Below are 25,220 nucleotides of genomic sequence, written 5' to 3'. Positions count from 1 at the left end.
TACCTGATGATCGTCGAGGCGATCGGCAGCCAGGGCCGCTACTTCCGCTCCTTCACCGCCAGCAGCCTGAGCGGCTCCTGGACCCCGCAGGCGGCCGGCGAGAGCAACCCGTTCGCGGGCAAGGCCAACAGCGGCGCCACCTGGACCAACGACATCAGCCACGGAGACCTGGTCCGCACCAACCCCGACCAGACCAAGACCGTCGACCCCTGCAACCTGCAACTGCTCTATCAAGGCAAGGACCCCAACGCCGGGGGTGACTACAACAACCTTCCCTGGCGGCCGGGCCTGCTCACCCTGCAGCGCTAGCGGCGTCCTGCCCTGACGGCTGGGCCGCTGCCACCAGCGAATTCCGCTCGGTGGCAGCGGCCCACCCGAGTATTACGTCAGCTGAGGCGGACGCGGCATTGCTCAGTGACCGCTGTTGCCGCCGGCCGCGCGTAAATCCTCGAAGACCGTGGTCAGGATTCCTCGGCGATACAGATCGTCCCGGATCTGGATAAGACCCGCATGGCTTCGCCTTCCGGCGAACCAGGGCGATGGTGAATCAGAGCAACGGCTGGGCGAGAGGAGCGACCTTGTTCTCCTGCTTCAGTGCGGCAACCTCAGGCATGTCGTCCCAGTCCTCCCAGCCCGCTGCGAAGGTCGCCTCGCCGCCAGAGGTCTGCAGGACAGCCTCCTCGCCGTTGAACAGCAGAACCCCCTCGGCGTAGGCAAGGCTGAGTGCGACACCGACCATGAGAGCGGTGTTGTGTGGTTCCAGGTCGGTACTGGTCGATGAGAACCTCCTCGGCGGCGTAGGTGATCAGGCGCGACACCAGCACGGCGATCGCGTCGCGCACCATCATCCGTACGCCCGCGATGAGCATCCCGGCACCCTCGGTGATGGCCGCCATCGTCTCCGCCGCGCCGGCCAAGGCGCCGACGGAGTCCCGCTGCTGGCGGTCCAGGTCTGGTACGCGTCAGCCGCGGCTCCCCGCCACTCGGCGGTGTCCCAGCGCACGGCGCGGTCCAGGTCGGCAGCCCGATCGTTCAGCGCCCCCGCGATGTTGCGCCAGGTCTGCGCGTGCGCGGCGATCTGACCCGGGTCGCCGGCCAGCCAGTCCAGCGCCTCCGACAACGGCTTGACGTGCTCGATGATCCAGGCGACGCCATATTGCAGCAGGCCGCCGATCGGGTCGGAGATGAAGGCGAGCGTGTCGAGCCCCGCCGAGACGGCGCCCAGCGTCGTGTCGATCCAGCTACCGTTCTTGATCCCGGCGAGGATCGTCTCGATGTCCTCGGCGATCCACGCACCCGCCCAGGGATCGGTGGGTTCCGCCGGAGCTGGCCACCGCGACGAGCGGCGGGCGACCCGGCCTCACCGCGTGTTCCGAACCCGGTCAGCCGCGTTGCCGTCGGCAGAGTCGTAGGCCGCCGCGACTGACCGCAGCGCGTCCGCGGTCTCGTGCGCGGACCCGGCCGCCGTGTTCATGCCGTCGATCATTTCCTGCTGCAGGCCGTTGAGTAGGGCGGGCACGAACTGGCACAACTGCCCGTAGGCCCCGGTATCGGTCTGCGCGGTCTGCCCGGCCTGGCCCGCGGCGGTCAACCCGTCGCCGATCGTGTCGATCCTGTCGGCATGCGAGACCAGCGTCGCGGAGTTGACCTCGAAGCCGCCCCGGTCAGTCGGGCTCACCGAGCCTCCTCCGAAGACCTGCCATCAGCATCCGTCCGGTCTCGCTCTCCGCGCCGACAATTTCTGCGGTGAGTTCCTGAAACTGTTTCAACAACGACGCGTTGGCAGCCCGAATGGTCTCCATCAGCGAACGCGCGGTGGTCTCGGCGGACTGCTGTCGCGTGCCGTCTTCGAGGTGGATCCGCTCGACTCTGCCCTCAGCGCCGACCGTTACCTTGACCAGACCGTCACGGCTGTGAGCGGTGGCGGTCAAATGAGCGCGATGGATCGCTCCCACGCATCGATGCGCTCCAGCGCTCCGCTCACGGACTCACCGTCGAACATTCTGGAATAGTAACTACGGCCGCCGATGCGGACCGGTTGTCGTCCAGCTCACCACCATCGGCCTGGCCACCGCGGCAGTCCCGGCCGTGCTCAGCGGCCACGCGTCGCCTGAGCCAACGTCTCACGAGCAGAACCTGAGCTACACAAACCATGCAAGATGGAGGCGAGAGGTGCCCATCGTGATGCGGTCGGCGGCGTTTCTGTTTGAGCGCCTGCATCGGTCCGGGATGCGCGACGTCGTCGCGGTGGAGCCGGTGACCGGTGGGCTCGCCGCGCTCGCGGGTATAGCAACCCGCCGGGACGCGCCGCCCGTGTTCGTCAAGGCGTTCGCCGAGGCGCCGCACGACGACGTCTTCAGCGCGGAGGCCGAAGGGCTGGCCGCCCTGCGCGCGAGCGGCGCCACGGCGCCACCCGACGTGCTCCTGGCAAATCGGGAACTGCTCGTGTTGTCGATACTGCGGGCGAGACCGTGCACCGAGACCTTCTGGGAGGAGTTCGCGCACGCGCTCGCCCACCTGCACGCGAGCACGATCCACCCTTGCTTCGGATGGCACCGCGACAACTGGCTGGGCCGCCGCCGGCAGATCAACACCTGGAACGACGACGGTTTCGCCTTCTTCGCCGAGCGCCGGCTGCTTCGGTGGCTGGGGGAGCCCCGCGTGGATGCCGCACTCGACGCCGGCGACCGCGCGGCGCTGGAGCGGCTGTGTCACCGGCTGCCCGAGCTGTTGCCCGACCGGCCGGCGTGCCTGACGCATGGCGATCTCTGGACCCAGAACCTGATGGCAACCCCGGACGGGCGGCCCGCGCTGATAGACCCGGCGGTGTCCTACATGTGGGCCGAAGTCGACCTTGCCCATCTCTGGACCACCGTGCCCCCGCCGGAGGCGCAACGGTTCTTCGAGATCTATGCGGAGCTGGCCTGCCTCGACAGCGGCTGGCAGGACCGCATGCCGATCATCCAGCTGCGACAACACCTCGCGGTCCTGGCCCAGTTCGACGACGACTGGGGCGCGGGCGACCTGATCCGCGCCACCCTCGCCCCATTCCGGACGTCAAACTGACCAGAGGCGCGTATGGAAGCGGCGTCAGGCGGTGCACTCCGCCAACTCGGCGGTCCGGTCGCGCACGGCCGTCCAGAAACGCTCGTCCGGCACCTCGGGGGTGAACAGGTACATCAGGTGCTCGTGGGTGCGGTCGCCCTCGATCGTGTCCCGCTCCGTGTACGGCACCTCGGAGGTGACGTGGAACCAGTGGTAGCCGAACGGGGCGACCACCTCGGCGAGCCGGTCCTCACCGCGGCCGGCCAGCACCTCGCACAGGATCCACGGCCGGTGCTCGGCGATCGTCGCCGCGGCGCCGGCGAGCACGTCGGGTTCGGTGGTCTCGGTGTCGACCTTCATGACCGCCGGCACGAGGCCGGTCCGGGCGGCATAGGAGTCGAGCGTCTCGACCGTGACCGTGAGCTGCTCGGACGACTTGCGGAAGCCCTCGGCGAGTGAGTTGGACGTGTCCGAGCTGTCGGACATGTAGAAGGTGGCCGTCCCGTTCTCCGCGCCCAGCGCCAGGGTCTCGACCGAGTAGCCGAGCTGGTTGTCGGCGGCGAACCGGCTGGCAACCTCGGCGAGCTCCGGCGCCGGCTCGAACGCCCGCACCGTACGGCGGGTGAGCGCGCTCGCGATGCCGGCGTAGATTCCCACGTTCGCCCCGATGTCGAGCACCTCGCCGGGGCCGGCGACATCGAGCGCGGCCAGGAAGCAGGCGATGGCCGCCGGCTCGTACGCGGCGAGCCCCGCCTGGGCCAGTTTCCGCGGCACCAGCATCCGGGGCGGCGCGGACATGGTGATCAGGGCCGGAGCGGCGTGCCGGTCGGACGCCGCCGAGGGCAGCGTGATCGGCACCACCCGGTCCGGCCGGACCACCGGGTTCGTGGCCGGCGCGGGAGCGGGAGCGGACTGCGCGCCGGCCGGCCGGGAGCGGCCCTCCCGCCACAGGCGGGCCAGGCCGGCCGGCACGCTGACCACGGCCTTGGCGGGCTGCCGGCCACCCGTGGACAGGACCTGCCCGGCCCGGAAGGCGATCGAGCGCTCCATGGTGGCCAGCCGCTTGCGGGCCTTGGCGAGCTTTTCCTCCGACTTCCGCAGCGCCTCGGCCCGCTTCTCGGCCAGCCTCTCCAGATCGAGGATCAGCTGGTCGCGGTTGTCTCCGGCGTAGGCGTCCTGGCCGTGGCCGGCCGCCGGAAAGACGTCGGTCCGCTCGACGAGCACCGCGCATTGCACGCCGTGCCGGCTCGGCTCGTCGATCGGCAGCACGGTCATGCACCGGGAGCCGGAGGCGTCCAGCAGGCTGGGCAGTCCCTGGGGAAGCAGTTCGGCCACCGGCCAGGCGGTCAGCAGCAGGGCGCGCGCGCCGAGCTTCATCCTCCTCAGCGCCGCTGCCACCTGCTCCGGACCGTTGTCATCCGGCGCCTTGTCGCCCACCAGTGCGACCAGAAGGGTGCCCGGGCCCAGCTCGAGCTTCTCCGTCTCCACAAGCGTGGAGCGCTGCTGGGGGAGGCCGTCGGGGACGCCGAGATGCCGCGGAAAGTCGGCTGCCGCGGGGGTCGTGTCGACGAGTTCGCGGATCTCACCCGTGAGCGGCAGGACTTCGGAGATGAGCATGAAGGGGAGAATCCTCTCTCGGCCAGCTGTGGCGGCCCATCCTATGTCGGATTCCGAATTATCACTGTCCGCGACCTGCCCTATTCACTTCCTTTTCAACCGGCTGCTCGTACCCACACTTATCGGGCATCACTCGCTCGAATGCCACGATCAACGGAAAGAACGGATCCCGCAGATCTTCGCGGAACATGACACCCGGCGTTTCGCGCGGCGGCGGCGAGGTTCGTGCGGACGTCGTCCCTGACCTGATCCTTACAAACCGCTCGCGGTTCCCTGACAGTTGACCCCGAAGATCGTTGGCATGAGACGAACCCTCGCCGTCGCGTTGGCGGCCGCCGTGCTGCTGACCGGCGGCTGTGCCCGTCACCCCGCGGCCACCGATTCGGCACCGACCCGGCGGCCGCCGGTGGACGCGCCCGCTTCGCCCTCGCCGCGTGGCACGACCGCCACGTCGGCCACCACCTCGAGCACCAAGTCGAACGCCGACATCGACGGCCTCCTCGACGAGGTCGACCGGCAACTGCGCGGCGACGAACAGCCGGCCCAGGACCAGGACTGAGAAAGAGGACACTGATGAACCGCACCCTGCGTACCGCCGTGGTGACCACCGCCGCGCTCGCCGTCGCCCTTGTCGCCGGAGCGCCGGCCCAGGCCGCGGAAAGGCCACTCGACAAGGTGAAGACGGTGGTCACCGCCCGGATCGACAAGCGCCTCGCCGCGCTCAAGCGTTTCGACACCACGCTGGACAAGGCCGCCCGGGTACAGAGCGCGCACCGGGCCACGCTGGCCAAGCTGATCGACGACCAGACGGCCGGGCTCACCGCCCTGCGTACCAAGGTCGCCGGCGAGACCACCGCGGCCGCGGTGAAGGCCGACGCTCAGAGCATGGTGAACGACTTCCGCGTCTTCATCCTGACCGGCCCCAAGGTCCGGCTCACCGCGGCGATCGACGCCGAACTGGCCGTGGCCGGCAAGCTGGACGACCGCTCGGACGTCGACCAGGCCAAACTCAAGTCGGTGACGACCTCCGTGAGCGGCCAGGTCGACAAGCTGCTGGCGATCCAGCCCGGACCGGACGGCGACGCGATCCGCGCCCAGGTTCGGCCGATCCGCGAGGCGGCCCGCAGCGCACGGACCACCCTGCGATCACTGAAGTGACCGGCCCGGTCCGGGCGGCACGCCGCCCGGACCGGCACCCGCGCCTGGCTCTTGAGGACGGGCAGGGTCGGGCCGGTGCACCCGAATCCACGCCTCGACGTCGTCGTGGTTCCACACCCTGCCCTGGACCAGGTGATCGCGGGGTGGAGGCCAGTCGGGGCGTTGGGTGAGCTGATAGACGCGTTGCCTGCTGATGCCGAGCCGCTGCCGGATCTCCGCTGTCCCCATCAATAGCCTGGACATGTGACTAGGTTACATGGGACTATCCCGCCCGAGGATGCCGGCCTGCTGACGACCACGGGCTCGAATCCCCGCCCGCCCCAAATTGGCAGCCGGCGAACAGGTCTTGTGTGGACGGTCGCGGACCAGCAGGGTGGGTGGGCAGCTTCCGTCAGCTCGCGACCCGGGGGATCCTGATGACGCATAGTCGCCTGCCCGCATTGACCGCAACCGTGGTCCTGGCTCTGACCGGCGCCCTTGCACCCTCAGCCGCCCAAGCCGCCGCCCAAGCCGCGCCACAGCGCCCCAATGCCGTAGTGGTCTGGAACCTGAACGCGCAGAACGAGATCTACGAGGTGGCCAGGCAGTCGCCGGCCACCGCGGCGCGGAGTTTCGCGATGGTGCAGGGAGCGGTCTACGACGCCGTCAACGCGATCGCCGGCGCGCCGTACCAGCCGTACCTGATCGCGCCGAGGGCGCGCCGCGGCTACTCGGCCGACGCCGCCGTGGCCGCGGCCGCGTCCGGCGTCCTGCTGTCGCTCTTTCCGGAGCAGGCCGCGACCGTGCGCGCGCAATACGACGCCGCCCTCGCCGAGATCCCGGACGGCCGAGCCGAGGCTGGCGGCGTCGAGGTAGGCCGGCGGGCCGCCGACGCGATGATCGCGGCCAGGGTCGGCGACGGCGCGTTCGGCTCCGCCACCTGGAACGTCGGCACGGCGCCGGGCCAGTGGTGGCCCACCCCGCCCGCGTACGCCCAGGACGGCGCGTGGTTCGGCGAGCTGCGGCCGTTCGTCATTCCCGACGCGGCGATGTTCCGCACCTCCGGCCCGCCGGCGCTGAGCAGCGCCGCGTACGCCCGGGATCTGAACGAGGTCAAAGCGATCGGCGGGGTCACGAGTGCGGTCCGCACGCTCGACCAGACCCAGTCGGCGATCTGGTGGCACGACCGCCGGCTCACCGAGTGGGCCATGAAACGCCAGCTTGCCGAGGTGCGGCAGCTGAGCACGTTGCAGACCGCGCGGATGTTCGCGATGGTCGACATCACCAACGTGGATGCCCTGATCGCCTGCTACAACGAGAAGAAGTACTGGAACTTCTGGCGCCCGGTCACCGCGGTGCAGGAGGCGAACGACGACGGCAACCCGGCGACCTCCGCCGACCCGTCCTGGATGCCGCTGCTGGTGACTCCGCCGTTCCCGGACTACACGTCGGGACACACCTGTTCCTTCTCGGCGATCACCCTGACCTGGCAGCGGTTCTTCGGCCGCGACGACATCGCGACGAGCGCCTACAGCGCCGACTCGGGCACCACGCGGGCCTTCCCCAGCTTCTCGGCGGCGCTGGCCGAGGTCGTGGAGGCGCGGATCTGGGGCGGCGTGCACTACCGTTCGGCCAATGTGCAGGGCGTCCGGATCGGCACCGGCACCGCACGGTACGTGCTCGCCCGCGAGTTCCGGCCCCGCCATTAGGCAGGCACCGGGCGCCTTCACAGGTCAAGCGGTTCGATGACCTGCTTCCGGGCGTGCTGGTAGATGACCGAACTGCGGAATCCGACGATCTCGCGGCGTCCACTGAACTTGTCCATCAGGAAGGCGTGCAGGCTGTCCACGCTGGGCACGGCGACATGCACGAGGAAGTCGTCGCCGCCCGCCACGACGAACACCGAGACCACCTCGGGCAACTTCATCGCGTACGCCTTGAAGCCGTCGATCACCGTGCGGCTCAACGGCCGTACCTGTACGTGCAGCAGCGCCTGAACCCCGCGATTGAGGGCCGCGAGGCTGATCTCGGCGTGGTATCCGGTGATCACGCCGCGCTCCCGCAGCGACCGTACGCGTTCGAGGCAGGTGGAAGGCGCGATGCCGACCGCGCGGGCAAGCTCGCGGTTGGTCTGCCGCGCATGTGTCTGCAGGTGCTGGATGATCGCCGCATCAAGTTCGTCCACGACCGCGATCGTGCCACCCTTTCCGAACGACGTTCGGTGAGAGCCGCCCGGCGCCGCTGCGCTGCGTACCGTCGGTCGCAATCCGGCGAGCGTATGACAGGGGGGCCATCGTGGTCGCGTCCGACATCGACACCGAGCCCATGCACGAACATGTCGTCGTCAAGCGGGGGACCCGCTCCGGCCTGCCGATCGTGGTGGCGGTGCACTCCACCGCGCTCGGGCAGGCCATCGGCGGTTGCCGGATCGCGCACTACCCGCACTGGCGCGACGGGTTCACCGACGCGCTGCGGCTCTCCGCCGCGATGTCGGACAAGTGTGCACTTGCCGGGCTGCCCAACGGCGGCGGCAAGACCGTCGTCGCCCTGCCCCCGGACGCGACACCGGACGCGGCCGCCCGCCGGGCGCTGCTGCACGACGTGGGCGACGTCATCGCGGGCCTGGCCGGCGCCTACGCCACCGGCCCGGACGTGGGAACCGGACCCGACGACATGCTCACGATCGCCGAGCGGACCCCGCACGCATTCTGCCGGCCGGTGGATGCCGGCGGCAGCGGCGACTCCTCCGAGCACACCGCCGTCGGCGTGCTGGCCGCGCTGCGCGCCCTGTGCACCGAGCGATTCGGCTCGGCCGACCTGTCCGCGCGCAGCTTCGCCGTGCTCGGCCTCGGTCGCGTGGGTGGTCACGTCCTGCGGATGCTTGCCGACGCCGGCGCGACCCTGGTCGCCGGCGACATCGATGAGACCCGGCGCGCGCTCGCCGACGCCGCCGGTGCCGCCTGGGCCGGCCCGCAGGACTGCCTGACCGCCGACGTGGACGTGCTCGTTCCGGCGGCCCTGGGCGGCCTGCTGACGGCGCGTTCGGTGCCGACGCTGCGCTGCGCCGCGATCGCCGGGCCGGCCAACAACCAACTCGACGCCCCGGCCACCGCCGGGTTGCTGAGCCGGCATGGCGTCCTCTGGGCGCCGGATGTCGTGGTCAGCGCGGGCGGCATCATCCACGCGACCGCCGTCGAACTGCACCACGAGACCGCCGCGCAGGCGGCCGCCCGGGTGCACGGCATCGCCGACACTCTTGCCGGCATCCTGCGTACCGCCCGCGCCACCGGCTCGACCCCGGCCGAAGCCGCCCGCTCCCGGGCCCGCCAACGCCTCAGGCGCCCTCCGCCGCGGTGATCCCGGACGTCGACTCATCCCGCCTGACGCCCGGCCATGAGCGCGTTCAGGCGGGCGCCGAGAAGCGTAACGGCAGTTCGTTCGGCCCGTGGGTGCCGATCGCCGGCCGCCAGGTCACCTCTCCGGCGATGACCGGCGGCCCGAATCGGCGGACGAGGACCGGAAGGGCCTCGCCCAGCTGGACGTGGGCGAGCGCGGAGCCGAGGCAATAGTGCGGCCCGGCGCCGAACTGGAGCAAAGGAGCCTCGCGGACGGCCGTGATGTCGAAGGATTCCCCGCCGGGGTATGCGCGCGGATCACGCTGGGCGGTGTGCACGGCCATGGTCAGGAAGGTCCCCGCGGCGATCGGCACCTCGTGATACTCGAAGTCCTCGGCCGCTCGGCGGAACACGCTCGCCGCGGACGGCCGCCAGCGCATCGTCTCGGTGACGGCGCGGTCGATCAATTCCGGCCGGTCGCGCAGCAGCGTCCATTGCGCGGGGTGTTCGGCGAAGCTGACCATCGTGTTGGAGAACTGGTGGCGGGTGTTGTCGTGCGCTCCGAAGACCAGCGTGACCAGCAGGTTGCGCAGTTCCTCGCGGGTGACCGTGTTCTCGATCTGCCAGGCGGCGACCATCCTGGAGATCAGATCGTCGGCCGGGTGCTTCGCCTTCTGGTCGATCAGTGTGTCCACATATCCGTCCAGGCCCGAAACCGCCTGTTCGACGCGGGTCGCCGTGTCACCGCCGGTGGCCAGGGCGAAGATCAGGCCGATGTCGCTCGACCAGACGCTGAATGTGCCGAAGTCCTCGGCGGGCACACCGAGCAGTTCGCCCATGACCGCCAGCGGCAGCCGATTGGCGAAGGCGTCGACGAAATCGGCCGGGTCGGCGCCGGCGAGATCGTCCGCCAGCGCTTCGGCCGTGGCGCGGATGAACGGCCGGAGCAGGTCGATGGTGCGCGGGGTGAAGGAACGCCCGACGAGGCCGCGGAGCCTGCGGTGGTCGGCGCCGTCGTGGTTGACGATCATCGGTACGTACCAGTCGTAGATCGGCCCGGAGGTGATGCCGTTCTGCCGGAGGTAGCCGTCGCCGCCGTGGTCGAGCCGCCGGTCCCGGAGCAGTTCCTGCGTCTCCGCGTATCTGAGGACGAGCGGACCGAGTGGACTGTCGGCGTACCAACTGGCGGCCTGGGCGGCGAACACCTCCGGCGCGGTGAAATCAAACGCCGGATCGACAACGTTGAGGAACGGCATGCGGGCCCCCATCCGGTCGCGCGCGTGTCACCGAGTGTGCCGTACCGCTCACCAAGAACGGAACGCCGAGGCGGCCACACCCACCCGGATTCGCAGGCGACCTTCCGCGACCCGACCGTCCGGATCCCTTCCGATCATTGGACAAGCCGACAGTTGGCGACCTTCGGTTCGCGCTGTTCCCGCGGTAGGTGGATGTCCTGTGGCCCACCATCCGATCTTGGAATCAGCCGCCCGGTTGCGTGGTGAGGAGGGTGGCGATTCGGTGGGCGACGGTCTCGGCGGAGTTCACCTCCGTGGTGGTGCTGCCTCGGGTGGTGGCGACCGCGATCGCGATGTTCCTGCCGGGCAGGTAGGTCTGCACGGCGGAGTAGCCGGCGAACGACGGCGTCTGCTGGATCCAGCCGTCCTTGACGGCGACGCCCAGCCCGAAGTGATACCTCTCGGCCTGGTGCACGCAGATCGTCGCCGGGCAGGTGCTGGTCGGCTTGCCGAGGCCCACGGTGCCCGGGTTCAGCTGGGTGCGCAGGGCCTGTGCGGAGATGAGCCGCCCGGTGCCGACGGCCCGCGCCGAGGTTGCCAGGTCGCAGATGTTCGAGGTCAGGACGGCGCCCGCGGCGGTGGTCCACGACGGGTTCCAGTATGTGGAGTCCTCGAACCGGCCGCGTTCGGTGGTGTAGCTGTGCAGCACCGGGCCGGGGATGGTCGAGGTGTTCTCGCTGCTGGTCGCGGAGAGGCCGAGCGGGTTCAGCACCTGCCGGCGGAGCAGTTTCTCCAGGGGAGTGCCGGTGATGCGTTCGAGAACCCGGCCGAGGATGACGAAGTTGGCGTGCGAATAGCTCCAGTTGGTGCCGGGTTCGTACCACTGGGGGCGGGACAGGGCCAGGTCGATGAGCTCCTGTTCGGTCCAGTGCTGGAACGGGTCGGCGTAGAGCCGGGCGATGAACGGCGGGTAGCTCTCGTAGTCGGGGTATCCGGATGTGCTGCTGCCCAGCATGCGAAGTGTGACCTTGCCGGCCCGGGGCAGCGTGGGAAGCCAGCGCGCGATCGGGTCGTCGAGCGTCACGGTGCCCTTGTCGACCAGTTGCAGCAGCAGGATGTTCAGGTACGCGATGGCGACCGATCCGACGCGGAAGCGCATGTTCGTTTTCGCCGGTATGCCGGTCGTCGAGTCGCCGGCGGCGGCGGTCACGACCTCTCGGCCGCCGACCGTCACGCGGACCACGGCCGCGCTGAGGCCGAGGTCCCGTCGTGTGGTCTGGGCGATGCCGACGATTTTCGCGGCGATGCCGCGTGGCCGCGCGGTTGGGGCGCATCCGGTCTGCGGGCCGCCGGCGTCGGCCGGCGCGACCCGGCAGCCGGTTGCCGCCAGCGCGGCGATCGTCAATACGGACAACACTGTACGTCGCATTTGCCTTACTTTATGGAGCTAGGGGAACGTAAGTGCAAACTCCGGCGAAGCGAGCCGCCTGGTCGGCCGCCGGACGATGAGCAGCGGAGTGACGCCGAAGACGCCGAACGACATGTCGATCAGTTCCCATCACCAGGGCAGGTGGCGGATCGGCCCGGTGATCAGCGCCAGCGGGATGATCGCGGCGCAGCGGATCGTGCACCGCTCGACCACCCAGACGTTGCGGACCGGATCGCGCCACGGCCCCCAGGGGGAGATCGCGATCGTCAGGTGGGCGAAGGCGAGCCAGTCGGTCCCGTACGCGATGAAGGGGTAGTCGCGGGCCGTCACCGTGACGTCCTCGTGCACCCGGTCGATCCACGTGACCAGCGCGGCCGGGGCAAGCGGCAGGTCAGGGATCTCCTGCCGGCGCCGCTGTTTGCCCCGGATCGCTACGATCCCGGGCAAGTCCTCGGGGGGTGGGAGCAACACATGGACAGACGCGTGCCTTGGATGCTCAGCGCCGTCGCCGTCCCCCTCGCGCTGGTGGCCGGTTACGGGCTCGCCGGCGACCGGCGGGAGCCGCCGCGGCAACCGCTCGCCGCGGCGGGCACGGTCGCCGAGTACCCGTCGATGACCGCGCTTCGCAAGGTGGAGAAGGCGGGCGTCGCCTACGACCTCGGCTGGACGATCTCGAGTTCGCCGCTGATCGTCGTCGCACCGCACGGCGGCGGGATCGAGCTGCGCACCAGCGAGATCACCAGCGCGATAGCCGGCGTGAACATCGACGGCACGCCGTTGGACGACCCGCCGGCGGACGGCACGCAACACACGCAGTGCCAGTTCATGGGCAGGCTTCCCGCCGGCCAGAACGGGCGGCTGCACGTCACCAGCGAGCACTGGGACGTCGAGGAGTGCCTGATCCTGATCGCCCAGCGCACCCACGCCCTGTCGGTACACGGCGCGAACAAGCCGGGCAAGGTCGCATACGTCGGGGGACGGGACACCGCCACCGGCGCCGAGCTGGCCGCCGCCCTGCGCGTGGCGGGCTTCACCGTCGTGCAGCCCGCACCCGCCGACGTCGCCGGCACGTCGATCGACAACTTCGTGAACAAGGACGCCGACGGCGCGGGCGTCCAGCTCGAGCTGACCTCCGACCTGCGCATGGAGCTCTTCCCCACGCGGGCCGGATCGCCGTCGCCGCGCGGGAGGGCCTTCGTCGATGCCGTGCGCGCCGTCTACGCGTGAACCACGGCGAGGAGCAGGGTGCCGGCCGGCCCGCCGGCCCGATCGCCTGAGTCGGCGAGCTCAGGTCTCCGAGCCCGCGCGCTGAGCCGCGTCCGCATCGCAGACACGGCGCCGCCGGTGGGTGCCGATCCACGCCTCGACGTCGTCGGCCGCCCAGACCTTGCCCTGCGCCAGGGTGGCGACGGGTCTCGGGAAGTCGGATCGCGCGGCCATCTGGTAGACCCGCTGCCGGCTCACGCCGAGCAGGTCCCGGATCTCGTGAGCGCCGACCAGGCGCGGGGACCCACCGTCCATGCGGACGACTATAGTCGTGAGACTAGCCGTACGGGAAGGCCGGGCGCCGGGGATCCCGCGGGTCAGGGGGTGGCGCGCAGGTCCAGGCCGCCGCCGTCGGCGCGGGTCAGCGTCAGCCGGTCGCCCGTGACGCGGTAGGACAGCTCGCCGCGGAGCAGGCCGAGGACCGTGCGGTCCAGCGCCTCGAACTCGGGCGCGCAGGTCCGCGCCCGGGTGGTCAGGCGGGAGAAGGTGATCGAGTCGTCGCCGACGGCCGCCGGGCCGGCTATCTCGGTGCAGCCCGCCGAGCCCGTCACGCGGCCGTCCCGGAAGGTCAGGTGGGCCTCGGCGCCGGCCGGGACCGACGCGGCCGCCTCGCCGTCGATCAGGGACTGCACCGACCAGCGCGGGCCGGCCAGCGGCCGGTCGGGCTCGGCGGCCCGGATGTCGATCAGCCGCAGCCGGGTCGTTGCGGTGCTCAGCACCAGGAGGTCGCCGTCGAGTTGCCAGCGCGGCCGCTCCTGCAGGAAGGCCGTCAGCCAGGCGTCCTGATCCATCAGCTCCGGCGAGCAGGCCATCATCGTGCCGCCGACGTCCGAGACCACCAGCCGGTCGCCGTCGACGGCGGCCGTGCCGGTGAGGTGGTTGCATCCGGCCTCGGCCGTGACGCCGCCCGGCTCGAATCCCAGGCGCAGGCGGGTGCCGGCGGCGAGCCTTCTGGACTCCTCGCCCGCCGCGGCCGGCGCCGAGACGAACGTCCGCCCCCAGATGCCCCCGGTCTCGGGGGGTGGCGCCGCGGCGCCACCCTGGCCGCATCCCGTGATCGACATAATCGTCACCACCGTCAGGAAGTGCCACCACTTGATCGTCATGCTGCCTGAGACGCCATTCATCCGCCCGTCGTTCCCTCGATCTGATCGCGAGCCGGGAGCCCCGGCAGGAATACCGGGGCCTCCGCCATTCATTTATCGGGGGTCACGCCGGGGACAGACCCTCCGCGAAATCGAAGAGGCTCTTGACGTCGTTGTCGAAGTACGGGCCGTCCATCTGGGCGGCGTCGTCGTGTCGATGACTGACCACGCTGTTGGTGTATCCGAGGCCGTTCTGATCGTTGTATTCCTGCAGCCAGGGTCCGCCGCTGGAGCCCTGTGTCATGTTGCACCAGGCCCGCACCTGCTGGCCGTGACCATTCCACGTGGTGCCCTGGCAGAAGTACTGAAGGTCGCCGGGGAAGCCGCCAGTGGCCGGGTAGCCCAGGATGGTCACTGCGACGGAGTAGCCCCAGTTCCACCGCAGGCCCATGCCGCCGACGGTGTCGACCACCGTGGCGCCGTAGATGCCGCCGTTGTTCATGATCGCGATGGCCATGTCCTCGTCGCTGCTGCTGTTGTTGATCCACGCGCTGCGGGCGGTGAGGTTGCCGGCGACGAAGTTGCCCACTGGCGAGACGCCCTGCCGGAAGCCCGGCACGAAGATGAAGTTCGAGTACCAGCCGCCGCCGGCACCGGCGTGCACGCAGTGGCCGGCGGTGATGACCAGGCGGCGCTTTCCGCTGTTCAGGGCGCTTGCCGAGCACTGCCCCGTGCCGCCGGGTACCGAGACGTACACCTTGCCGACGGTCACGGACTGGTTCAGCGCGGTCAGGCCGCGCTTCGGCGGCGCGGGGGCGAGGCTGCCGGGCTTGCCCTGCGGCGCCGGGGCGCCGACCGGGTCGGAGTCGGGGACCTTCAGGTCCAGGTCCACCGCGGCCGCCATGCGTTCGGGCGTCCAGTAGGCCTCCACCTCGGCGATCGCCGCGGGGCTGGTCACCGCCGTGCCGCCGGACGTCCGGGCGACCGTGCTGACGTTTCCGGAGGCCGACGCGGGCGGCTGGGCCTGCGCCGCGACGCCGCCCGCCAGCATCAGCGCGACGCCGACTCCCGTAACGGTTACCGATCTGACAACGGATCTCATTCGGATTTCCCTTTCCCGAGAGGTATTCGATTCCTCGATCGTATAGATCAATTCGGAGGAAAGGTTTCCGGACGGCGACTCGTAAAAAGACGTTGTCATTAACCGATTCAAGCGATGTCGAGGCAGCCGTCAATGGATCTCGAAAAGACCGGGACGTGGCATGATTAACCCACCCAAAAGGGCACCCGCCAATTCTGAATGGATCAATTCGGTGCCCGGATAATGGGAATCGCGGGCAATTGATCTCCGCCGCCGGCGCGTTCGATTCCGTCGAGGGGCAGGTCGATGGTGAACCCGAACGCGACCTGGCTGCCGCGCCGGCCGGGTTCCTGATTCCCGGGGCGACCGCCGCCGCGTCTATCGGCGAGTTCTGGATCCGCGTCGGCGTGCTCCCGGAGGTCGTGCCCGAGCAGGCCGTCACGATGCCGGCGAAGTCGCCCGCGTGAACAGGGCGACCGGTGGTCAGGCTCGGTGCGCGCGCGCCCGGGCCGCGGGTGCGGCGAACCGGTCGAAGCCGTTGTTGCGGGCGCGCCGGGCCGCGGGGCCGGCCGAAACCGGGGCCGGTCGCTCCGCCGGCGTCTCGATGATCTCGGCGGGCCGGGGCGCGGGTGCGGGCGCCGGCTCGGCCCGAGCCATCGGCGGGGCCGCGGCCGGCGGTGGGGGCGGGCCGGGGGCCGGTGCGACCGCCGGCACCGGGACGCCGCCCAGGTCGTCCGGTGCGCCCGTGGTGATCCGGGTCCATCGGGGCCGGTGGTGAAGGAAAACGGCCGCGCCGACGCAGATCATCAGGATGCTCACCAGGACCGTCGTCTGCACCACGCCGCCACGACCTCTCGCTCCGCCCGAGCTCATTGGTTATCTAGCCAACGACGGTAGCAGTACGCGGAGCCGCAACCAATCGCCGGACGGCCGGGAGCGTCTATTCTGGCCCGATGACCCCCTCGCGGCCGCTGATCGGCTTCGGTGGCTACCTGAAGGAAGCGATACAGGCGGCCGGGTTTCCGACGCCCACCCACTTCGCGCGCGCGGTCGGCACCGACCCGTCCGTCGTGCTGCGCTGGCTCAGCGAGGAGCAGCGGCCGACCATCAGGTCGATCGAGCGCATCGCGCCCGTGCTGGGCCGGAGCATCCCCGAGATCGTCGTGGCGGCGTACCCGGATCGGCTGGGTGGGCCGGCGCCGGCCGCGCCCGCCGTTCACCCGCTGGTCCGCGAGCTCGGACGGATCCTCCGGGAGGACTCGCCGATCCCGGCGGGCGACCGGGCCGCCCTGGAGACGGTGCTCGACCGGATGTTCGAGCCGTACCGGAAAGTGTTGCGCCGGCGGAGGTCGGCATGATCGATATCGCATCCACACCGGAACTTCCGTAATCTCGGACCATGACTGAGCGAGTCCGCGCCGACCATGGGTCCACCGTGGGCGGACTGTCCATCCAGATGAGCAGGTTGCTGCTGGTCTGCCTCGTCGTGGCCACGGCCGCGACCGGCGCACTCATCATCACGATTCTGGTCGGGCTGCCGCCCGCGCATCCGCCGCCGGGCCCCAACGGCCTGCCGCCGCCCCCGCCCGACCTCCGGCCCCTCGCCACCTTCCCCGTCGTCACCGGATTGTTCGTGCTCTCCTGGCTCTCGGTCGTGGTGGTGTTCTCTCGCGACCAGATCCTGCAGCGGATCCGGCAGGTGCAGCGCGAGCCGGAGGTGGCCGTCCAGCGGGTCGACGAGTTGTTCGCCGAGCTCCGGTCCCAGCTCGCCGCCGACCGCGAGCGTGAGCTGCGGATGCTCGAGGAGCGCATCGCCGAGCTGACCACCGAGTACGGGGAGCAGCGCGAGACCGACGGCTACCTCAGCGGCCTGCGCGTGGCGACCACCGAGGACCCGGCCGGGAAGGTGCACGCGATCCGCCGCGAACGCCGCCCGGGCGGCTGACGAGGCCCGCCTCCCGATTCGGGGTTTGAAGTCCGTTTCGCCGTCCCTTCCGGGTGGGTAGTCGGTGATCAGGAACATTTCCCGAGCCGAAGGGTCAGCGACCATGGTGACCGTAACTCTGTGCAATGCCCGGTCCGTCTCCCGGGAGGTGTGGCGATGAGCGCGGTCGCGAACCCCGCCACCGTCGGGGACTGCCTGCGGGTGGGTGCCGGGTTCTCCCAGGGTGACCGCAACTGGATCGCCGAGCAGTTCGCGACGCTGGACGCCCGGCTGGCCGGCTTCCACGCGGACACGACCGAACTCGAGGTCTCGGTGAAGGACCGCGAGGCCCGGGGGCAGAAGGTCACGCTGGAATGCTGGATCGCCGGCTGGCCGAAGTTCGTGACGACCTCCCAGGAGGAGGACCTGCACGCGGCGCTCAACGACGTCCGCGACGACCTGCGCCGCCGGCTCAACGACGCGAAGACCAGGCAGGAGCCGCGCAACAACCGGCACCTGCGCGACCAGGCGGCGCCGGAGGGCGCCGAGGAGCCGCTGCTCGAGCCCGGCGAGGTCTGACCGCCGGCCCCGCCCGCCGCCCGGCGGCGGGCGGGACCTCCCGGCGGCGGCCACCCGCCCGAGATGTGAGCGCACGAGATGCACCAGACTGTGTGCCGTGGCCAGAACGATGCGGATCAGCACGCGCAACGCGACCTTCCAGCAGTGGCAGGCGCTGCTCACCAACCGGAACAAGCGGCAGCGCGCCGGTGAGTTCCTGGTGCAGGGCGTACGCCCGATCTCCCTGGCCGTCGAGCGTGGCTGGGAGATCCGCGCGATGCTCGTCTCGGACGGTCCGGGCCTGTCCCGGTGGGGGCGCGACATCGTCGACATCGCGGGCGCGCCGCAGGCCGTTGTCGCCGCCGAGCTGATGCGTGAGCTGGGCGGCAAGGACGACGAGGCGCCGGAGTTGCTGGCCGTCGTCGCGATGCCGGGCGACGACCTCGCCCGCATCGTCCCCGGCCCGGCCATGCTGGTCGTGGTCTTCGACCGGCCGACGACGCCCGGCAACGTGGGCACCCTGGTGCGCTCGGCGGACGCGTTCGGCGCGGCCGGGGTGGTCGTCACCGGGCACGCCGCCGACCCGTACGACCCGAAGGCGGTGCGGGCCAGCACCGGTTCGCTCTTCGCGCTGCCGGTGGTACGGGTGCCGAGCCACGTCGAGGTCCTCGACTGGGTGAAAGTTGCCCGTGCGGACGGCGTACCCGTGCAGATCGTGGGCGCCGACGAGCACGGCCCGGTCGAGATCGCCGAGCACGACCTCACCGGGCCGACCGTGTTCGCCGTCGGAAACGAGACGCACGGGCTGAGCGCCGCCTGGCGCGACGCCTGCGACGAGGTGGTCCGCATCCCCATCACGGGCGCCGCGAGCTCGCTGAACGCCGCCACCGCCGGGTCCGTCGCCCTGTACGAGGCGGCGCGTCAACGCAGCATTTCGGGCTAGTCGCTCAATCAAGGGAGATTCCGGCCGAACGGGTAGGACGTGCGGTGTATCCGGTGCCGCCGTCCCAGGGGAGTACGACTCGTGCGTGTCAAGGACATCGGCGTCGGCAAGCGGCTCGGCGCGTCATATCTCCTGCTCACCTCTCTGATCGTCGTCGCGGCGGGGGTCGGCTGGTGGGGGCTGGAGCAGCAGAACGCCACCCAGAAGCGCCTGGCGGTGCTCGAGCAGGTGCGCGACGACCTGCAGGCGGCCCAGTACCTGGTGGCTGACGTGTCCGGCTGGCAGGGGCTGGTGGTCGCGGACGCCGGCGCGTTCGGATTCGAGAAGGCGACCGGCCCGGACGGCTTCAACCGCAAGGGCGAGCTGAAGTCGAAGAAGGCCATCTACGACGGCCTGGCCGCCACCCACGTCGACGGCATGACCGACGCCGAGAAGGCCAAGTTCGCCGAGCTCAAGCCCGCGTGGGACGACTTCTTCCAGTGGGACGACAAGATCATGAACATCCTGGCCGGCGACACCCCGGCCGCCCGGGCCGAGGCCATGACCAACATCAACGGCGGGCCCGCCTCCGACTCGTACGGCAAGGTCCTGGACGTCACCGACGCGCTCGACAAGTCCCTCAACGCCCGGGCGGCGCAGTTGCGCGCCGACGCGGCGAAGGTCCGCGAGACCAGCCTCCAGGTGCTCGGCGGCACGCTGCTGCTGGCCGTGATCCTGGCGTTCCTCATGGGCTTCCGTGTCACCCGCTCGGTGGTCCGGCCGCTCGCGGTGGTCGTCGCGGCGCTCGACCGCCTGGCCCGGCGCGACCTCACCGCCCGCGCGAGCCTCGCGCGCAAGGACGAACTCGGCAAGCTCGGCGACGCGGTGGACCGGACCGCCGAGTCGCTCAGCGAGACCGTCACCGAGATCGCGGGGCACGCCGGCACGATCGCGACGGCGTCCGACGACCTGTCGGCGGTGTCGGCCCGGGTCGCGGACTCCAGCGCGCACGTCGAGGTACAGGCCGCCGCGGTGGCGCGGGCCGCCGACGGCGTCTCCGGCAACGTCCGCACGATGGCCGCGGGCAGCCACGAGATGAGTTCCGCCATCGACGAGATCGCCCGCAACGCCGGCGCGGCGGCCTCGGTCGCGACCGAGGCGGTCGCGGTGGCCGAGCAGACCAACACCACCGTGGGCAAGCTCGGCGAGTCCTCGGCCCAGATCGGCGACGTGGTCAAGATGATCACGTCGATCGCGGAGCAGACCAACCTGCTGGCGCTCAACGCCACGATCGAGGCGGCCCGGGCCGGCGAGATGGGCAAGGGCTTCGCGGTCGTCGCGGGCGAGGTCAAGGACCTGGCCCAGGAGACGGCGAAGGCGACCGAGGACATCGCCCGCCTGGTGCAGGCGATCCAGGCCGACTCCGCCAACGCGACCGAGGCGATCGGCGAGATCGGCGCGGTGGTCGGCCGGATCAGCGACTTCCAGACGTTGATCGCGGCGGCGGTGGAGGAGCAGACGGCCACGACCAGCGAGATGGGCCGCAACGTCTCCGAGGCGGCGAGCAGCAGCGAGAACATCGCCACGAACATCGCGGGCGTCTCCATGGCGATGGGCGAGACGACGACGGCGGTGCAGCAGGCCCGGGAGTCCGCGGAGGGCCTGGCCCGGACCAGCGGCGACCTGCGCGGCCTCGTGGACAGCTTCAAGGTCTAGGGCGCGTCCCCGATATGGGGGAATTCCCCTCGCGGATCCGGGCCGGACCGCCCGGTGCCGCGGTCAGGCCGCGGACGTCAACCGGTTCAGCGCGCCGGTGAGCCGGGCCGCGGTCTCGTCGCCGAGTCGCTCGAACTCGATCCTCATGACCGGGGTGGCCAGCTTGGCGAGGCCGTGCATCTCGAGGTCGACGTGGTAGGTGACCTCGCTGCCGCCGGCGGCCGGGCGCACGGTGATGGTGTCGGTCGAGGTCGCGCCCTCGCTGCGGCCCACGAAGACCAGGCGGTCGCTCTCGACGGCGTGCAGCGTGTAGGTGAGCTCGCTCGTCACGCCGAGGATCCTCGAGGTGTTGTGCCAGCTGGCGCCCACGGCGAGCGGCCCGTCGTCGGCGCGGACGCTCCGCCGGGCGGACGCGTCCCCGCCGCCCAGGTTGCCGAAGTCCTTCAGGTACGCGAGCACCGCCTCGGCGGCGGCGACGACGGTGAACGTGCGGGAGATCGTGATCATCGTCGTCCCCTCGAGGATCCGGCAGAGCGTTTCCACCCTAAACGCCGGCAATCCCCGCCGTCGCAATTTCCGCCTCTGTCCGACATCGCCCGACCTGGGGCGGCGGCGTGATCACGGCCCGGGCGGCGCCCTGTCAGGACCCGGTCAGCCGGGCCCGGGCCGCCTCGAACTCGGCGTCGGTGATCTCACCCCGCTGGTGCCGCCGGACGAGAACCGCCAGTTCGGCGTCGACCGGGGCCTGCGGGCGTGCCGCCGGACGGACCGTGCCCCCATCGACCGGGCGGCTCCACGGTGGCCCGGGCTGCCCCGGCGGCGGGGCCGCGACCGGCCAGGGCTGCGGTGCCGCGACCGGCCAGGGCGGCGGTGCGGCGAACTGTCCCGGCGGCGGGCCACCGAACTGGTCCGGCCGGCCGGGGTAGGGCATCGGGTGGTAGCCCGGCTGCTGGACGAACCGCTGCGGCCGGAACCAGCGTCCGGCCGACGGCCGGGCGAGCAGCACGATCGCGACGATCAGCGCGACCATCGCGAGGCCCGCGAACACCCCGCTCACGATCCGGTGCGCCGCCGCGTAGGAATCCGGCAGCGTGTGGAACGTGGTCCCCGACTCGCCGGGTCCGCCGAACCGGGTGGACCGCATGGTCATGTTGTTGCCGAAGTCCGGGGTTCCGCCGTTGGAGACGGCGCTGGTGCCGCACAACAGCAGCAGGCCCATGACGACCCAGGCGAAGACGCGGCCGGCCTGGCTCCCGGAGCGCACCGCGGCCACGGCGCCGAGCAACAGCAGCGCCGCGACGATGGTGAGCACCGCGACCACCACCGGGGCGGACTGGACCAGGCCCAGCATGGGCCCGCCGTCCGGGTCGAACGATTCGAACTCGTCGCGAATCCACGCCCGGCTCCGGCCGGTCTGCCAGATGAGCACGAAGGCGCTGATCAGATAGATCAGGGCGGTGCCCGTCATCAGGGCGGCGGCGGCCCTGACCGTCGCCGGGCGTTGGCCGCTGGTGGTGTTGGTCATGGCGGAGTCCCCGTCCCCCGAACCGATACCGGCCAGTTCAGTGAAGCAGCTCACAACAACGCCCGTCAGTCCGACATGGACGAAGAATTTCGTCGATCGGCCGATCTTCGGCGCGCCCCGTGCAGTCAGCGGTAGCGCTGGACGTAGCGCCGCTGCCAGGGCGTCTCGACCGCGCGGCGGTGGTAGTGCCCGCGTACCCAGGCGACGGCCTGCTCCGGCGGCACGCCGTCCAGCACGGCCAGGCAGGCAAGCGCGGTGCCGGTGCGTCCCCGGCCGCCGAAGCAGGCCAGCTCGACCCGCTCGGTCGCGGCGCGCAGCCACGCCTCGTGCAGCACCTCGGCCGCCCGCCGCCGGTCGGCCGGAAGCCGGAAGTCGGGCCAGCGCAGCCACCGGCTCTCCCAGGCCGTCGCCGGCGGCTCGGAACCGAGCAGGTACACGCCGAACTCGGGGTCCGGCCCGGCCGGGGCCGGCCGCCGCAGGCCGCGCCCGCGCACCCGCCGGCCCGACGGGAGCGTGACGACGCCCTCCGCGTCTGCCGCCCAGCGCTCGCTCACCGGACGATTCTCCATCACGCCGGGCGGCCCGAGCGGCTAGCATCGTCGCCGTGCACAGTGCCAGCAGCGAGCGACGCCGGACGAACACCCTCCGGTTGAGCTAGCACGTTCCCAGCCGGCGGGTCGATCCCGCCGGCACCGGTCGACCCGCCTCCACGCGTACCGTCGATTGGGTTGTCATGAATTTCGAGGCTCTGCTCGCAGGGCGGCTCGGCGCCGCATTCTCCGAGGTCGCGGGCGCGACCGTCGATCCGGCGGTGCGGCGTTCGCGGCACGCCGACTTCCAGTCCGACGCGGCCCTGCCGCTCGCCCGGCGGCTGGGCCGGGCACCCCGCGACCTGGCCGGCGAGGTGCTCGCGGCGGCCGACCTGGCCGGCGTCGCGACGGCCGGGGTCTCGGGACCCGGCTTCATCAATCTGCGGCTGACCGACGACGTCATCGCGGACGCCGCGAACGAGGTCGCCGCCGACCCGCGTCTCGGCGTGCCGCTCGCCGCGCACCCGGAACGGGTCGTCGTCGACTACTCCTCGCCGAACATCGCCAAGGAACTCACCATCGGGCACCTGCGCTCGACCGTCATCGGCGACGCCGCGGCGCGGCTGCTCGAATGGCTGGGCCACGACGTCGTGCGGGCCAACCACCTCGGCGACTGGGGCACGGCGTTCGGCATGCTCATCGAGCACCTCGGCGCCGGTGACGCCGCCGACATCGGCGATCTCACGGCGTTCTACCAGGCGGCCCGGCTCAGGTTCGACACCGACGAGGGGTTCAAGACCCGGGCCCGGCTGCGGGTGGTGGCGCTGCAGGCCGGCGACGAGCCGACGCTGCGGCAGTGGCGGCAACTGGTCACCGCGTCGCAGCGCTACCTGCTGCTCGCCTACGACCGGCTCGGCGTCACGCTCGGCCCGGAACACTTCATCGGCGAGAGCTTCTACAACGACCGGCTGGAATCCGTCGTGGCCGAGCTTGCCGCCAAGGGCCTGCTGGTCGAGAGCGACGGCGCGCTCTGCGCGTTCCCGCCCGGCTGCACCGGACGCGACGGCGATCCGCTCCCGCTGATCGTTCGCAAGAGCGACGGCGGTTTCGGGTACGCGGCCACGGACCTTGCCGCGCTGCGGTACCGGGTACGGGAGCTCGGCGCGACCCGGCTGCTGTACTTCGTGGGCGCACCACAGCGGACCCACTTCCAGATGGTGTTCGCGGTGGCGGATGCCGCCGGCTGGCTGCCCGAACCGGTGACGGCGCAGCACGCCGGCTTCGGCTCGATCCTCGGCACCGACGGCAGGATGTTCCGCAGCCGGTCCGGCGAGTCCATCAAGCTGGCGGCCGTGGTGGACGAGGCGATCGCCCGCGCCTCGGAGCTCGCGCCCGCGCCGGAGGTCGCCCGGGCCGTCGGCATCGGCGCGATCAAGTACGCCGACCTGTCCGGCGACCGGAGGTCCGGCTACGTCTTCGACTGGGACCGGATGCTGGCGCTGACCGGCAACACCGGGCCGTACCAGCAGTACGCGCACGCCCGGATCCAGGCGATCCGGCGCAAGGCCGGCGCGTTCGAGGGCAGGATCGGACTCGGCACGGACGCCGAGCGGGCCCTCGCCCTCGAGGTGCTCGGCTTCGAGCCGGTGGTCACGGACGCGGCCCGGTCGCTGGAGTTCCACCGGCTCGCCGCCCACCTGTACGGCATCGCGCAGGCGTTCAGCGCCTTCTACGAGAGCTGCCCCGTGCTGAGCGCGCCCGCGGGCGTACGGGAAAGTCGTCTCGCCCTGTGCGTGCTCACGGCCCGGACCCTGCGGCAGGGCCTGGATCTACTGGGGATTGCCACGCCGGAGCGGATGTAGCGGGTCCGGCCGGCCCTGCTCCTTGACGACGCCGAGCAGCGGCCGGTTGCGGCCCGCCGGATCCCAGGACGGGTCGACGGCGGCCGGCTGGGTCCAGGAGAGCCGGCCGAAGCCGGGCCAGATCCGCTGGGTCAGCGCCCGGGTGGTGTGCACCCGGGAGGCGGCCCGGCGGCGGCGCTCGGCGAGCACGGCGCTGAGGAACATCCACGGCGGCGTGCCGGGCGGCGGCTGCTGGGCGATCCGCCCGGCGACCTCCTGGGCCAGTTGCTGGGCGAACCGCCCGTTCTGCGGCTCGCGGATGCTCGTGGCCCGGGCCAGGTAGTGCCGGGCCGCGAGCGCCAGTTGATCGTCGAGCCCGCTCAGGTCCAGCCCGGCCGCCCAGCCGGCGAGCTGCGGCGGCATGGACGGCACCCAGCCCCACGGCGCGGGCGAGCGCTCGTGGATGACGATGGTGCCCGCCGCCTGGTCGCCGAGGCGCCGGCCCTGCGGTGAGACGAGCATCGTGATCAGCGCCACCGCCCAGGTCAGCGGCACGAACAGCAGGCCGGGCCACTCCACCGCGACGCCGATCAGGGCCCGGGTCAGCGCGTGCCGCAGCCGGATCGGGCCGCCGTCCACCCGGACCACCCGCAGGCCCATCGCGCGCTTGCCGAGGCTGCGGCCGTTGGTGAGGGTCTCGACGATCGTCGGATAGCCGATGAACACGATGATCGTCGAAATGGTGAGGGCGGCCTCCATGAACGCGTCGTCGGCGACCTGGCTCGGCAGCGCCGTCGCCGAGATCCCGATCAGGGTGAGCAGCATCAGCACGATGACGGCCTGCACCGCGAGGTCGAGGAGCAGAGCGAGCGCCCGCGAGCCGACCCGGGCCAGGCGCACGTCGACCTCGACGGCCTCGCCGTTGACGAGCGGGTCGTCGCGCCGCTCCGGGGTCGTCACCGCCACAGTCATGC

General features: G+C 71.3%; 29 protein-coding genes and 1 pseudogene. 14 read left to right on the top strand and 16 right to left on the bottom strand.

Annotated elements, in window-relative coordinates; all coding sequences use genetic code 11:
• The coding region (locus AB0F10_RS16165; protein WP_360624569.1) for a non-reducing end alpha-L-arabinofuranosidase family hydrolase at positions 1 to 309 on the top strand (309 nt) is incomplete at its 5' end.
• Between the two features lie 238 nt (positions 310 to 547).
• Here the strand turns inward: AB0F10_RS16165 and AB0F10_RS16160 are convergent.
• The 3 genes from AB0F10_RS16160 to AB0F10_RS16150 form a co-directional block, all read right to left on the bottom strand.
• Complete coding sequence (locus AB0F10_RS16160; protein ID WP_360624566.1) at positions 548 to 739, bottom strand: hypothetical protein; 192 nt, start codon at positions 737 to 739, stop codon at positions 548 to 550.
• 621 nt (positions 740 to 1,360) lie between these two features.
• Positions 1,361 to 1,678: a type VII secretion target gene (locus AB0F10_RS16155; RefSeq protein WP_360624563.1), complete on the bottom strand. Its 318-nt coding sequence runs from the start codon at positions 1,676 to 1,678 to the stop codon at positions 1,361 to 1,363.
• A complete protein-coding gene (locus AB0F10_RS16150) occupies positions 1,665 to 1,955 on the bottom strand; it encodes a YbaB/EbfC family nucleoid-associated protein (protein ID WP_360624560.1) in 291 nt (96 codons plus the stop codon). The genes AB0F10_RS16155 and AB0F10_RS16150 overlap by 14 nt, the downstream gene beginning before the upstream one ends.
• A gap of 229 nt (positions 1,956 to 2,184) precedes the next feature.
• Here AB0F10_RS16150 and AB0F10_RS16145 point away from each other — a divergent pair, with 229 nt between their 5' ends.
• Positions 2,185 to 3,066: a fructosamine kinase family protein gene (locus AB0F10_RS16145; protein WP_360624575.1), complete on the top strand. Its 882-nt coding sequence runs from the start codon at positions 2,185 to 2,187 to the stop codon at positions 3,064 to 3,066.
• A 24-nt stretch (positions 3,067 to 3,090) separates the two neighbouring features.
• Here the strand turns inward: AB0F10_RS16145 and AB0F10_RS16140 are convergent, their stop codons facing one another.
• Entirely contained in the window at positions 3,091 to 4,662 is a 1,572-nt protein-coding gene (locus AB0F10_RS16140) for an FkbM family methyltransferase (RefSeq protein ID WP_360624557.1), read from the bottom strand.
• 301 nt (positions 4,663 to 4,963) lie between these two features.
• On the opposite strand from AB0F10_RS16140, the gene AB0F10_RS16135 reads away from it, so the two are divergent.
• The 3 genes from AB0F10_RS16135 to AB0F10_RS16125 all read left to right on the top strand — a co-directional run bounded on the left by AB0F10_RS16135 (position 4,964) and on the right by AB0F10_RS16125 (position 7,508).
• Complete coding sequence (locus AB0F10_RS16135) at positions 4,964 to 5,221, top strand: hypothetical protein (protein ID WP_360624554.1); 258 nt, start codon at positions 4,964 to 4,966, stop codon at positions 5,219 to 5,221.
• 14 nt (positions 5,222 to 5,235) lie between these two features.
• A complete protein-coding gene (locus AB0F10_RS16130) occupies positions 5,236 to 5,820 on the top strand; it encodes a hypothetical protein (RefSeq protein ID WP_360624551.1) in 585 nt (194 codons plus the stop codon).
• A 536-nt stretch (positions 5,821 to 6,356) separates the two neighbouring features.
• Complete coding sequence (locus AB0F10_RS16125; protein ID WP_360624548.1) at positions 6,357 to 7,508, top strand: vanadium-dependent haloperoxidase; 1,152 nt, start codon at positions 6,357 to 6,359, stop codon at positions 7,506 to 7,508.
• A gap of 17 nt (positions 7,509 to 7,525) precedes the next feature.
• Here the strand turns inward: AB0F10_RS16125 and AB0F10_RS16120 are convergent, their stop codons facing one another.
• The gene (locus AB0F10_RS16120) at positions 7,526 to 7,984 is read right to left on the bottom strand and encodes an Lrp/AsnC family transcriptional regulator (RefSeq protein WP_360624545.1); all 459 of its coding nucleotides are present in this window, start codon (positions 7,982 to 7,984) and stop codon (positions 7,526 to 7,528) included.
• A gap of 110 nt (positions 7,985 to 8,094) precedes the next feature.
• Between AB0F10_RS16120 and AB0F10_RS16115 the strand changes: the two genes are divergently transcribed.
• The gene (locus AB0F10_RS16115; protein WP_360624542.1) at positions 8,095 to 9,156 is read left to right on the top strand and encodes a Glu/Leu/Phe/Val dehydrogenase dimerization domain-containing protein; all 1,062 of its coding nucleotides are present in this window, start codon (positions 8,095 to 8,097) and stop codon (positions 9,154 to 9,156) included.
• A gap of 46 nt (positions 9,157 to 9,202) precedes the next feature.
• Here AB0F10_RS16115 and AB0F10_RS16110 read toward each other — a convergent pair whose 3' ends face one another.
• The 3 genes and pseudogenes from AB0F10_RS16110 to AB0F10_RS16100 form a co-directional block, all read right to left on the bottom strand.
• Positions 9,203 to 10,390 carry a cytochrome P450 gene (locus tag AB0F10_RS16110; RefSeq protein ID WP_360624539.1) on the bottom strand — a complete coding sequence of 396 codons (1,188 nt, stop codon included), beginning with the start codon at positions 10,388 to 10,390 and terminating at the stop codon, positions 9,203 to 9,205.
• 223 nt (positions 10,391 to 10,613) lie between these two features.
• Entirely contained in the window at positions 10,614 to 11,798 is a 1,185-nt protein-coding gene (locus AB0F10_RS16105; protein ID WP_360624536.1) for a serine hydrolase domain-containing protein, read from the bottom strand.
• Positions 11,799 to 11,930: 132 nt separating this feature from the next.
• Positions 11,931 to 12,170: pseudogene (locus AB0F10_RS16100) on the bottom strand (hypothetical protein); the annotation flags it as partial.
• 99 nt (positions 12,171 to 12,269) lie between these two features.
• Here AB0F10_RS16100 and AB0F10_RS16095 point away from each other — a divergent pair.
• A complete protein-coding gene (locus tag AB0F10_RS16095; RefSeq protein WP_360624533.1) occupies positions 12,270 to 13,025 on the top strand; it encodes a poly-gamma-glutamate hydrolase family protein in 756 nt (251 codons plus the stop codon).
• A 60-nt stretch (positions 13,026 to 13,085) separates the two neighbouring features.
• On the opposite strand, the gene AB0F10_RS16090 is transcribed toward AB0F10_RS16095, so the two are convergent.
• From AB0F10_RS16090 to AB0F10_RS16080, 3 genes are all read right to left on the bottom strand, one after another.
• Positions 13,086 to 13,319: an AlpA family phage regulatory protein gene (locus AB0F10_RS16090; RefSeq protein ID WP_360624530.1), complete on the bottom strand. Its 234-nt coding sequence runs from the start codon at positions 13,317 to 13,319 to the stop codon at positions 13,086 to 13,088.
• A 62-nt stretch (positions 13,320 to 13,381) separates the two neighbouring features.
• Positions 13,382 to 14,191 (bottom strand): META domain-containing protein, encoded by an 810-nt coding sequence (locus AB0F10_RS16085; RefSeq protein WP_360624527.1) that lies wholly within the window; start codon positions 14,189 to 14,191, stop codon positions 13,382 to 13,384.
• A gap of 82 nt (positions 14,192 to 14,273) precedes the next feature.
• Positions 14,274 to 15,251: a hypothetical protein gene (locus AB0F10_RS16080; protein ID WP_360624524.1), complete on the bottom strand. Its 978-nt coding sequence runs from the start codon at positions 15,249 to 15,251 to the stop codon at positions 14,274 to 14,276.
• Between the two features lie 239 nt (positions 15,252 to 15,490).
• On the opposite strand from AB0F10_RS16080, the gene AB0F10_RS16075 reads away from it, so the two are divergent.
• Positions 15,491 to 15,697: a hypothetical protein gene (locus AB0F10_RS16075; protein ID WP_360624521.1), complete on the top strand. Its 207-nt coding sequence runs from the start codon at positions 15,491 to 15,493 to the stop codon at positions 15,695 to 15,697.
• 16 nt (positions 15,698 to 15,713) lie between these two features.
• Here the strand turns inward: AB0F10_RS16075 and AB0F10_RS16070 are convergent, their stop codons facing one another.
• Positions 15,714 to 16,070 carry a hypothetical protein gene (locus tag AB0F10_RS16070; RefSeq protein WP_360624518.1) on the bottom strand — a complete coding sequence of 119 codons (357 nt, stop codon included), beginning with the start codon at positions 16,068 to 16,070 and terminating at the stop codon, positions 15,714 to 15,716.
• A 113-nt stretch (positions 16,071 to 16,183) separates the two neighbouring features.
• Between AB0F10_RS16070 and AB0F10_RS16065 the strand changes: the two genes are divergently transcribed.
• The 5 genes from AB0F10_RS16065 to AB0F10_RS16045 all read left to right on the top strand — a co-directional run bounded on the left by AB0F10_RS16065 (position 16,184) and on the right by AB0F10_RS16045 (position 20,350).
• Positions 16,184 to 16,588 carry a helix-turn-helix transcriptional regulator gene (locus tag AB0F10_RS16065; protein ID WP_360624515.1) on the top strand — a complete coding sequence of 135 codons (405 nt, stop codon included), beginning with the start codon at positions 16,184 to 16,186 and terminating at the stop codon, positions 16,586 to 16,588.
• 41 nt (positions 16,589 to 16,629) lie between these two features.
• A complete protein-coding gene (locus tag AB0F10_RS16060; RefSeq protein WP_360624512.1) occupies positions 16,630 to 17,175 on the top strand; it encodes a hypothetical protein in 546 nt (181 codons plus the stop codon).
• A gap of 156 nt (positions 17,176 to 17,331) precedes the next feature.
• Positions 17,332 to 17,733 carry an HPF/RaiA family ribosome-associated protein gene (locus AB0F10_RS16055; RefSeq protein WP_360624509.1) on the top strand — a complete coding sequence of 134 codons (402 nt, stop codon included), beginning with the start codon at positions 17,332 to 17,334 and terminating at the stop codon, positions 17,731 to 17,733.
• A gap of 97 nt (positions 17,734 to 17,830) precedes the next feature.
• Complete coding sequence (locus AB0F10_RS16050; protein ID WP_360624506.1) at positions 17,831 to 18,655, top strand: RNA methyltransferase; 825 nt, start codon at positions 17,831 to 17,833, stop codon at positions 18,653 to 18,655.
• A gap of 81 nt (positions 18,656 to 18,736) precedes the next feature.
• Entirely contained in the window at positions 18,737 to 20,350 is a 1,614-nt protein-coding gene (locus tag AB0F10_RS16045; protein WP_360624503.1) for a methyl-accepting chemotaxis protein, read from the top strand.
• Positions 20,351 to 20,413: 63 nt separating this feature from the next.
• Here AB0F10_RS16045 and AB0F10_RS16040 read toward each other — a convergent pair whose 3' ends face one another.
• The 3 genes from AB0F10_RS16040 to AB0F10_RS16030 form a co-directional block, all read right to left on the bottom strand.
• Positions 20,414 to 20,857, bottom strand: coding sequence for an SRPBCC family protein (locus tag AB0F10_RS16040; RefSeq protein WP_360624500.1), 444 nt, complete (start codon positions 20,855 to 20,857; stop codon positions 20,414 to 20,416).
• A gap of 133 nt (positions 20,858 to 20,990) precedes the next feature.
• Positions 20,991 to 21,875, bottom strand: coding sequence for an SHOCT domain-containing protein (locus tag AB0F10_RS16035; RefSeq protein ID WP_360624497.1), 885 nt, complete (start codon positions 21,873 to 21,875; stop codon positions 20,991 to 20,993).
• Between the two features lie 125 nt (positions 21,876 to 22,000).
• Positions 22,001 to 22,429, bottom strand: a complete 429-nt coding sequence (locus tag AB0F10_RS16030) for a protein phosphatase (RefSeq protein WP_360624494.1) — start codon at positions 22,427 to 22,429, stop codon at positions 22,001 to 22,003.
• A 179-nt stretch (positions 22,430 to 22,608) separates the two neighbouring features.
• On the opposite strand from AB0F10_RS16030, the gene argS reads away from it, so the two are divergent.
• A complete protein-coding gene (argS, locus tag AB0F10_RS16025) occupies positions 22,609 to 24,267 on the top strand; it encodes an arginine--tRNA ligase (RefSeq protein WP_360624491.1) in 1,659 nt (552 codons plus the stop codon).
• Here the strand turns inward: argS and AB0F10_RS16020 are convergent.
• Positions 24,235 to 25,218, bottom strand: coding sequence for an RDD family protein (locus AB0F10_RS16020; protein WP_360624489.1), 984 nt, complete (start codon positions 25,216 to 25,218; stop codon positions 24,235 to 24,237). The two genes, argS and AB0F10_RS16020, sit on opposite strands and share 33 nt — an antisense overlap.
• Positions 25,219 to 25,220 lie beyond the last annotated feature (2 nt).

The organism is Actinoplanes sp. NPDC026623 (assembly GCF_040638275.1).
Taxonomy (GTDB): domain Bacteria; phylum Actinomycetota; class Actinomycetes; order Mycobacteriales; family Micromonosporaceae; genus Actinoplanes.
Note: the sequence above shows the minus strand (reverse complement) of the source record. Positions and strands in the feature narration are given on the sequence as shown.